Source organism: Campylobacter showae CC57C, assembly GCF_000344295.2.
Lineage (GTDB): Bacteria > Campylobacterota > Campylobacteria > Campylobacterales > Campylobacteraceae > Campylobacter_A > Campylobacter_A showae_B.
Map to the genome: position 1 here is coordinate 1 of NZ_AOTD01000051.1, position 8524 is coordinate 8524.

At 45.2% G+C, this 8524-nt stretch carries 7 protein-coding genes; 6 read left to right on the plus strand and 1 reads right to left on the minus strand.

Features of this window, described 5'->3' with window-relative positions; all coding sequences use genetic code 11:
* Window positions 1-167 precede the first annotated feature (167 nt).
* Window positions 168-3128 carry a TonB-dependent hemoglobin/transferrin/lactoferrin family receptor gene (locus H740_RS02125; RefSeq protein WP_002950792.1) on the plus strand — a complete coding sequence of 987 codons (2961 nt, stop codon included), beginning with the start codon at window positions 168-170 and terminating at the stop codon, window positions 3126-3128.
* A gap of 244 nt (window positions 3129-3372) precedes the next feature.
* On the opposite strand, the gene H740_RS02135 is transcribed toward H740_RS02125, so the two are convergent.
* A complete protein-coding gene (locus H740_RS02135; RefSeq protein WP_002950794.1) occupies window positions 3373-4245 on the minus strand; it encodes a LysR family transcriptional regulator in 873 nt (290 codons plus the stop codon).
* Between the two features lie 164 nt (window positions 4246-4409).
* On the opposite strand from H740_RS02135, the gene H740_RS02140 reads away from it, so the two are divergent.
* From H740_RS02140 to H740_RS02160, 5 genes are all read left to right on the plus strand, one after another.
* Window positions 4410-6494 carry an ATP-dependent helicase gene (locus tag H740_RS02140; RefSeq protein WP_002950795.1) on the plus strand — a complete coding sequence of 695 codons (2085 nt, stop codon included), beginning with the start codon at window positions 4410-4412 and terminating at the stop codon, window positions 6492-6494.
* A gap of 136 nt (window positions 6495-6630) precedes the next feature.
* Complete coding sequence (gene truB, locus H740_RS02145; protein ID WP_002950796.1) at window positions 6631-7452, plus strand: tRNA pseudouridine(55) synthase TruB; 822 nt, start codon at window positions 6631-6633, stop codon at window positions 7450-7452.
* Window positions 7446-7676 (plus strand): carbon storage regulator CsrA, encoded by a 231-nt coding sequence (gene csrA / locus H740_RS02150; RefSeq protein ID WP_002950797.1) that lies wholly within the window; start codon window positions 7446-7448, stop codon window positions 7674-7676. Before truB ends, csrA begins: the two co-directional genes overlap by 7 nt.
* The gene (locus tag H740_RS02155) at window positions 7676-8419 is read left to right on the plus strand and encodes a 4-(cytidine 5'-diphospho)-2-C-methyl-D-erythritol kinase (protein ID WP_002950798.1); all 744 of its coding nucleotides are present in this window, start codon (window positions 7676-7678) and stop codon (window positions 8417-8419) included. Before csrA ends, H740_RS02155 begins: the two co-directional genes overlap by 1 nt.
* 11 nt (window positions 8420-8430) lie before the next feature.
* On the plus strand, window positions 8431-8524 hold a 94-nt coding region (locus H740_RS02160), incomplete at its 3' end, for an SsrA-binding protein (protein ID WP_002950799.1).

Genomic DNA, 8524 nt, shown 5'->3' on the forward strand with positions numbered 1-8524 from the left:
TTGCGCCGGTTTTACCAACAGCAACCCTTTTATTTCTTAATATAAAAAAATTGATTTATAATTTTTAAATTAAATTCCAATCTTTTAATCAAAGTATAAACAAATATTTATTATCATTTCGCCTTTATAGCAAATGAATATCAAAACTATCGTTAATAAGGACAGGAATGAATCATCTTAAATTTTCTCTTGCCGCTTTGCTTATTTTGTCGAATTTAAATGCAAAAGAGGCTGAAGTCGAGCTAAAGGAAGTAACGGTTAGCGGCGAAGCGGAGGCGCAAAGCGATCCGCTGCAAAAAAAGGTCGGCCAAAACGTAAAAAGCTCCAAAGAACTAACCAAAACGCAGGTTTCTGATAACAAAGACCTAGTGCGATACGAAACGGGCATAACGACCGTAGAGGCCGGGCGTTTTGGCCAAAGCGGCTACGCGATAAGAGGCGTCGAAGAAAACCGCGTAGCTATCACCGTTGACGGCCTACATCAAGCCCAAACGCTAAGCTCGCAAGGCTTTAAGGAGCTATTTGAAGGATACGGAAACTTTAACAACACCCGCAACGGCGTAGAATTTGAAACGCTAAAACAAGCAACTATTTCAAAAGGTGCAGACTCCGTTCGTACGGGCTCTGGGTCTCTGGGCGGCTCCGTGATGTTTGAAACAAAAGACGCAAGGGATCTTTTGCTAGATAAGGACTACTTCTACGGCTACAAAGGCGGCTACAATACCGCCGATAATCAAACCATGCACTCGCACACCCTAGCCGGTAGGTTTAAGTGGTTTGATATCCTAGCCGTACAAACCAAGCGCAGACACCACGAGACGGAAAACTACGGTTACAAGGGTTATGACGATAGCGTGCTAGGTAGAACCAGAGAAAAGGCCGACCCGTACTATATCAAAAAAACGAGCAGCCTCATCAAGCTAGGTTTCCAGCCTCACGAGGAGCATAGATTTACCTTTATGTCAGATACCTACAAAAACCGATCTCAAGGCAAAGACCTATCATACACGCTTACGCTTTCTAGCAACAGGGACGAGATCATAGATACCGGTCTAAGATACAACGACGATATGATGGATAGGAAAAATCGCGCTTTTGCCTATGAAAATTTTAGCGAAACTCCGTTGTGGGATACGATGAAATTTACATACTCCAACCAAAAAATCAAATCTCGCGCCAGAACCGAGGAACACTGCCAAGCAGGAGAAAACTGCGCTGAAATTTCAAATCCTATCGGACTTCAGGTTAAAAACAACAAGATTATCGATAAGTACGGCGGCGAAGTAACTTTACAACGAACACAGGAAGTAGATCCGCAGTACGGCGGTCTAACATGGGTAAACAGACTCGTAGATAGCCAAGGAGCCGTCCATGATCAGAATAAATTTAGCATCAATCAAAACGTAAGCAACACTTGGCTTGACTGCTCGGTATTTGACTGCTCCAAGCCAAATATCGACGTGCTAAAATACGACTACGCCACCGACCAGTACGTCAAATCAACTGTTCCACTAGATAAAAGCTATACCGACGCAAGCACGGGCAAGACCTTTAAACAAAGCTCGCAGAGCGGATACCTAATCACTCCATACGGCAAGGGCTACTTAAGCCGCGACTGGAAAGAGCGCGATCTGGACACGAACACCAAACAGTTTAACCTAGACTTTAACAAATACGCCAAAACGGGCGACGTAGAGCACGATATCGCATACGGACTAAGCTTGGCTAGAACCGAAAAATCCATGACGAACAAGCAAGGCTACGACGCTACGAGCAGCCGGTGGTGGGCGCCTAAGACGCTAGGCACGGATTTTACCGGCATTCCGTATACATGCGAAAACGCTCCGCTAACGCTACTTTACGCGCTTTGCCCTAGAACCGAGCCGCTAACGTCTTTTTTAATCCCGGTTAAAACAAAAGAAGGCGCTTTGTATCTAAACGACGATATGCGCATAAACGACTGGCTGGGGATAAATTTGGGCTACCGCTACGACAAGATAAAATATAAACCAAACTACGTCCCGGGCTCTACGCCTAAAATCCCGGACGATATGGTGCTAGGCCTTTTCGTACCGTATAATCCTAGCCCGGAGCCAAAATGGTGGGACTACGCAGATAGAGACGAATGGCGAAGAGCGCATGACGCATGGAAGCAAGAAGCGCCCAATAATGCGCTGGCAAATATAAAATACATCGCTAGGGATAAAAAATTTACGAATAGCTCTTATGCCATCGGAACCGATATCGATCCGCTGGATTACTTTAGGATACAGCTAAAATACTCCAAAGGCTTTAGGGCGCCCACTTCGGACGAGCTATATTTGGCGTTTAAGCATCCTGATTTTACCATCCAGCCAAATCCGGATCTAAAACCCGAGATAGCTAAGACAAAAGAGCTTGCATTGACGCTGCATGAGGATAAAAGCTTTATAACCACTAGCTTTTTTGAGACCAAATACGATAACTTTATCGACCTAATATCTCTAGGCACCAAAAGCTATGCCACGGGCGGCGGCGGTAACACTATACCTTTTGCGCTATACGGCAACGTAAACCGCAGCAAAGCAACCGTACGCGGCTTTGAGATAAACTCTATGCTTCATTTGGGTCAAATTTCAGACGCGCTAGAGGGCTTTCACGCTAGCTACAAACTAACGCTGCAAAAAGGCAGAGTACAAACGGATAACGACGGTAAAGTGCCGATGAATGCCATACAGCCGACCACTGCGATCTACGGTCTAGGCTACGCAAGCGCTGCGGATAAATTCGGCGCCGACATCTACGTCACTAGCGTCGCATCTAAAAAAGAAAAAGACACCTATAATATGTTCTGGCGCCTAGATACCGACCCGTACGGCAACCCGTATAATACAAACAGCCATTCAAAATGGCGAAGCAACGCCTACACGCTAGTAGACGTCGTAACATACGTGCGCCCGATTAAAAATTTGACGTTTAGACTAGGCGTTTATAACCTAACTAACGAAAAATACATCACTTGGGACGCCGCACGCTCTATCAGGCCTTTTGGTACTATGAACATGATCGATAGAACCACGGGGCTAGGTATCAATCGCTTCTACTCGGCGGGCAGAAACTTCAGACTAAACTGGGAATTTACGTTCTAAACCGCATTTTATTCAGACGGGCTCTTTGCCCGTCTCTTGCTTTTATTCTTATATACTTTTCATTTTTAAAGATATTAAATTTACCGTCAAATTTGACCGTAAATTTGGAAGTTATAAAATCGCCAAACCAAGATCATCTCCAGGTTCGGCAAGGATATTTTGCGCCAAATTTTCGCAAGAGTATTTAAATTTACGCGCCGAAAAGGCTAAATTTAGCCAAATTTGACACCTTCTCTAAAGCAGATTAAAAATTAAAACTCGTCTTGATCTTTAAAAATTTATGCAGCACTTCCTCGTTTTCTTTTAATGCGGCGGCATAGACCGAGCGAGTGAGCTTAAATTTAGAGATATTTATCTCAAATAGCCTACCGTTTTTTAGCTCGTTTTCGATCAAAAATCTCGGTAAAAACGCCACGTACGTATCGGCATGGTTTGACGCCAACGCGCGGCAGACCATTATCGAACCGTCTAGCGAATACGCCACGTCAAGCGCATGCGCATCCACGCCGTGCTTATGCAAAATATCGTCAAGGTAGGTTCGCGTTCTATCTTTGATAAATTTAAACTTGATAAGCTCCTCGGGTTTCACGCTCTCGGCGATTTTTTTATTTGAAACCAAAATCAGCTCGTAGTCAAATAGCTTTTTAACGAGCAAACTGCTATCAAGCGACTGCTCAAGGATGATGGCGATGTCGCTGCGGCGGTCTTTTAGGTAGTTTATGAGCTCGTTTTGCTCCTTTATCCTGATGTCTAGCTCGCTGCCTACGCTTTGCGAGATTTTATCCAGCAGGATCGAGATGACCGCCTCGGCGATGAGCTGCGTGGTGGCGATAACTAGCGGCACTTTATCGGTTTTTATGCGCGACAGCTCGTCTTTAAAGCGAAACATCGCGCTTTCAAACTGAGTACAGAGCTTGTAAAATTTCTCGCCCTCGTGAGTTAGGACGATGCCGTTTTTCTTACGCATTATTAGCGTGGTTTGCAGCATCTCCTCGAGCTTTTTCATCTGCAAAGTAACTGCGGGCTGCGAGATCCCCATCGCTCTTGAGGCTTTTGAGAAACTTCTTTCTTTCACTATCTCCATAAAGGTATAAAATTTACTAAAATCATTGATCATATCGGACTCCTTATTATTATATCAGCTTATAAAATTATCTTTTTAATATTGTATTGATTTATATCTGAAAACGCTCTTAATCAGACCCAAATTTAAATCAGCGGCGATTTTTAAGCTTATTTTGTTAGAATTTAATCATTTTAATAAATAAAGCAGGAAATTTAATGCCCGATTTACTAGACGAACTAAACGAAAGCCAGCGCGAGGCGGCCTCGCATACCGACGGAGCGATGCTGATTTTGGCAGGAGCCGGTAGCGGAAAAACCAAACCCACCACCACTCGCCTAGCCTATCTCATAAGCGAGCTAGGCATCCCGCCGTCAAATACCCTAACGCTAACCTTCACCAACAAAGCTGCAAGCGAAATGCGAACCCGCGCGCTAAAAATGCTGGGTGACGTAGGTAAAAATTTCACTCCGCTGCTTTGCACTTTCCACAAATTCGGGCTTTTGTTTTTGAAATTTTACATCGATCGTCTAAAGCGCAAAAACAACTTCGTCATCATCGACACAGACGATAAAAAGCGGATTTTAAAAGGCTTTGAGGGCGACATCCCGACCTCGGTGCTAGCTAGCGAGATCTCAAATTTTAAAAACTCGCTTTTAAGTGTAGAGGAGGTGCTAAATCACGGCGGTATGTTTGCAAACGGGCACAATTTCAAAGACGGCTACCACGCAAAGCTCGCAAACATCTACAAGCTTTACGAGGAGTATCTGGCAACCAATAATCTCGTGGATTTTGACGATCTGCTCTGCCTTAGCTATAAAATTTTAGACGAGGACGAAGCTCTAGTGCGCGAAATTTCACAACGCTACGCCTACATCATGGTGGACGAGTATCAAGACACCAACGACTTGCAGTATAAGCTCCTGCGCAAACTCTGCCTAACGCATGAAAATATAGCAGTAGTGGGCGATGATGATCAGAGTATCTACGGCTGGCGCGGCGCAAGAATCGAAAATATATTAAATTTTAAAGATCAGTTTAAAGACGCCAAAATCATAAGACTAGAGCAAAACTATCGCTCGACGAGTCAAATTTTACGCGCGGCAAACGAGCTCATCGACCACAACAGAAACCGCCTGGGCAAAGAACTAAAAAGCACCAAAGAAGGCGGCGAGGACGTCGCGCTAATGGAATCGGACGACGAAACGATGGAGAGCCTAAAGGTGGCCAAACGCATCAAAAAGCTGCTTGATAGCGGCGCGCAGGCTAGCGATATCGCGATCCTGTACCGCATAAACGCCCTCTCCCGCTCGCTCGAAGAGGGCCTAACCAAAGAAAAAATCCCGTATAAGATGGTCGGCGGAGTTAAATTCTACGAGCGCGCCGAGGTCAAAGACGTCATCAGCTACCTAAGGCTAGTCGCAAACGAAAACGACGACTTCTCGCTAAAGCGCGTCATCAACCGCCCAAAGCGCGGCCTAGGTAAAGTAAGCCTCGCAAAGATCGAAAAAATCGCCTTCGAGCATAAGCTTTCGCTATTTGAAGCGATATCTAGCCTGGACGAAAACGACAAAGATCTAAGCAAAAAAATCGTCTCGAGCCTCGGCGAATTTGCGTCAAATTTAAGAGAGCTAAAAGAGTGCGACTCGCCGTACGAGCTAGTGGATAAACTAGAAGCGAAATTCGGCATCAAAAAATACTACGAGAGCTTGCCCGACGGCGCCGAGCGCGTGGCAAACATCGACGAGTTTTACGCTACGATCAAGGATCAAATCAAGCAAAATCCAAGCTTTTCTATCGAGGAGTTTTTAAACGAGATCGCGCTACAAAGCGAGCAGGATAACATCGGCGGCGAGGCGATCTCGATCATGAGCATCCACGCTAGCAAAGGGCTTGAGTTCGAGCATCTTTTCGTGATCGGGCTTGAGGAAGGGTTCTTCCCGCTGCTAGGAGAGGGCAGCGACATCGAGGAGGAGCGACGCCTAGCCTACGTCGCCATCACCCGCGCCAAAAAAACGCTAACGCTAAGCTTTGTAAATTCGCGCTTTTACAAAGGTCAGAGAACGAGGCTGGAAAAGAGCAGATTTTTAAGCGAAGCAGGCGTTTGCAGCGGTAGCCTCATCATCCAGACACAAACGCAGACCGCCGGCGAATACAAAAAAGGCGACCTCGTCAAGCATAAAATTTTCGGTATCGGGCGCGTGACGGCGGTAACGAAGATCAAAAAAGAGCTAAAACTAACGATAAATTTCGGCGGAATCAGCCGCGAGATAATGTCCAGCTTCGTCGAAAAAGCGGTGTAAAAATGAGCAAATTTAAGGCTAGTCGTGCCAAATTCAGCATTAAATTTGATCAAATTTATGCGCTCAAATTTGAGGCTCGAGGCTTAAATTTAAAAAACGACGCAAATTTAACGCAACCTCCAAAGGGCAAATTTAAATGAACGCGCTTTTCGTCGCAAATAAGCCAGCAGGCATCAGCTCAAATCATTTTTTAAGCAGGCTAAAGCGCAAATACGGCGTCAAAAAAGCGGGCTTTTCCGGCACGCTTGATCCCTTTGCCAGCGGCTGCCTAATTGTGGCTCTAGGCAATCACACGCGGCTTTTTAACTACATAGATAAAACGCACAAAATCTACGAAGCAACTATGTGGCTGGGCGCGACGAGTGCTAGTCTGGATAACCAAAATATCGAGGAAATCAAGCTTTGCCAGCCATTAAATTTAGCGGACGTAAAGGCGGCGCTAGCCGAGCTAAAAGGCGAGATCGCCTACGTACCGCCCAAATTTAGCGCCAAGCACGTGGATGGCAAACGCGCGTATGAGCTAGCAAGAGCGGGCGAAGAGTTTGAGCTAAAAAGCCAAACAATGAGCGTTTTTGACGTAAATTTGACTGCGTATATGCATCCGTTTTTGAGCTTTCGCATTAGCGTTAGCGAGGGCTCGTACGTGCGCTCGTATGCTCAAATTTTAGCCGAAAAGCTTGGCGTAAAAGCAACCCTAAGCGCGCTAAAACGCGTTAGCGAAGGTAAATTCGTTTATGAAAACGAGCGATTTTTAAATCCGCTTGATTATATCTCGCTACCGCGAAACGAATATCTAGGCGATCCCACGGACGTAATGCTTGGCAAAAAACTGAGCGTAGAAAAGCTAAAATTTGGCGCCGAAGGGCTATATTTAATAAACTTTGATGAATTTTTTAGTATCATTGAAATCAAAGACGAAACCGTAACATATAAACTAAATAAGGTCGAAAAATGCTAATACTCGCAAGAAAAGAAGACGAAAGCATAATGCTGGGAAACGATATCAAAATCACGGTCGTAGGTATCTCAAAAGGCGGCGTAAAAATCGGCATCGACGCGCCTAAAAATATGATGATCCTGCGCTCTGAGCTCGTCGAGGACGTAGCGGCGGAAAACAAACAAGCCCTAAACGGCGCGGGCGAAGCTAGCCTAAAAGAACTCAGCGATAAAATCGCAAAATAATGAAAAGCTACGCGAAAATCAACTCCTTTCTAAAGATCGTCGGTACTCGCGGCAACTACCACGAGATCGTCTCTCGCTTTGTTTTGCGGCGCGAGATTTACGACGAAATTTTCTTTGAAAAATCTAGCGGCTTCGCGCTTGAGTGCGATAACGAAAATATCGAAAACAATATCGTTTTAAAGGCTAAATTTGAGCTAGAAAAAGCGGGCTTTAAAAACGAGCTGGACGAGTTTTTCACCTCGCATAAAATCGTGATAAAAAAACAAATCCCTTTAGGCGCGGGCCTTGGCGGTGGTAGCTCAAACGCGGCTACGTTTTTAAAGATGGCGAACGAGGAGTTAAATTTAAAACTAACTCGCGAAAATTTGATGAAAATAGGCGCAAATATCGGAGCGGACGTGGCGTTTTTCGCTAGCGGATTTGACGCGGCAAACGTCGGCGGTATCGGCGAGATAATAAGCGAATTTAACGACGAAGTGCCGGAGGTAGAAATTTTAACGCCCGGCGTCTTTTGCTCGACGCCAGCGGTTTACGGCGAATTTAGAGCAAATTTTATGGATAGTATCGACGTAAATTTGGCGGCAAAAATGCGCGAGATGACGACGGTGCAGCTACTGGAGCGATACGAAAATCGCAAACTAAACGATCTTTTTGCGCCGTGTTTTAAAATTTATCCGCAGATGGATAAATTTAAGGATTTTTTCCTAAGCGGCAGCGGCGCGAGTGTGTTTTTCTTAAAATAAAAAGGTAAAAAATGGGTAAGGATTTAGCCAAAAACAAAAAGGCGCTGTTTGACTTCAGTATCATCGAGACTTTCGAGGCGGGCATCGTGCTAAAAGGCAGCGAGG

What these genes read in the sequence shown, in the direction of transcription:
- H740_RS02125 (WP_002950792.1), top strand. Translation starts at nt 168, where the DNA reads ATGAATCATCTTAAATTTTCTCTTGCCGCTTTGCTTATTTTGTCGAAT.
- H740_RS02135 (WP_002950794.1), bottom strand. Translation starts at nt 4,245, where the DNA reads ATGATCAATGATTTTAGTAAATTTTATACCTTTATGGAGATAGTGAAA.
- H740_RS02140 (WP_002950795.1), top strand. Translation starts at nt 4,410, where the DNA reads ATGCCCGATTTACTAGACGAACTAAACGAAAGCCAGCGCGAGGCGGCC.
- truB (WP_002950796.1), top strand. Translation starts at nt 6,631, where the DNA reads ATGAACGCGCTTTTCGTCGCAAATAAGCCAGCAGGCATCAGCTCAAAT.
- csrA (WP_002950797.1), top strand. Translation starts at nt 7,446, where the DNA reads ATGCTAATACTCGCAAGAAAAGAAGACGAAAGCATAATGCTGGGAAAC.
- H740_RS02155 (WP_002950798.1), top strand. Translation starts at nt 7,676, where the DNA reads ATGAAAAGCTACGCGAAAATCAACTCCTTTCTAAAGATCGTCGGTACT.